At 33.0% G+C, this 642-nt stretch carries 1 protein-coding gene; it reads left to right on the top strand.

Going from position 1 to position 642, the window contains the following annotated elements; translation table 11 throughout:
- The first annotated feature begins 72 nt into the window (after positions 1-72).
- A complete protein-coding gene (locus M4974_RS07840; RefSeq protein ID WP_248715916.1) occupies positions 73-627 on the top strand; it encodes a hypothetical protein in 555 nt (184 codons plus the stop codon).
- Positions 628-642 lie beyond the last annotated feature (15 nt).

Genomic DNA, 642 nt, shown 5'->3' with positions numbered 1-642 from the left:
AATTTTCATGCCCAAATATCTATTAGTCCTTCCTGTTATACTAATCCTAATAATAAAAGGACGGGGAATAGTATGGATCCAAGTTTACAATATATGATGGCAAAGTTGGGTGAATTGGCAGTTAAAAATACCGCTTCAGTGGTATTTGATAAAATTGGAACTGTTAAAGCCAAAAAGAATGATGCACAAACAATCTCTGAATTAACTGAAATTATTCAAGATTTAATTAATGACAAACAAGAGTTAATGATGATTGCACAAGGACTAGAAAAGGAGTTCGTGTCACAAGAATTATCTGAAAATGATATTAAAATGATTAGTGATACTATCATCCCAACCATTACTAAATTTGCTGAGAATGCTGATGATGGTGGAAAGATGGAGGAAGGTATTGCGACTATCAAGCCGCTACTTTCAAAAGAAACCATTAACATCATGCAAACGCTTGGTTTTAATTTTAAGAAAGCTATTGGTGAACCACTAACAGAGTTAATGAATAATAAAATTAAGTCTTTTGAGAGTAGTAGTAATGAAAAATTACAGTTAGCGAGTGCTGAACGGGACAAGGAATACTTTAAGTTACTACAACAAGAAGATGGTCTCGACCGCTTACGAGGTAATAAATAAAAAAATTGTACGCAT

Origin of the sequence: Convivina praedatoris (assembly GCF_933208495.1) — a bacterium.
GTDB classification, from domain to species: domain Bacteria; phylum Bacillota; class Bacilli; order Lactobacillales; family Lactobacillaceae; genus Convivina; species Convivina praedatoris.
The sequence above is the reverse complement of the archived record's forward strand: the minus strand, read 5'-3'. Positions and strand labels throughout refer to the sequence as shown.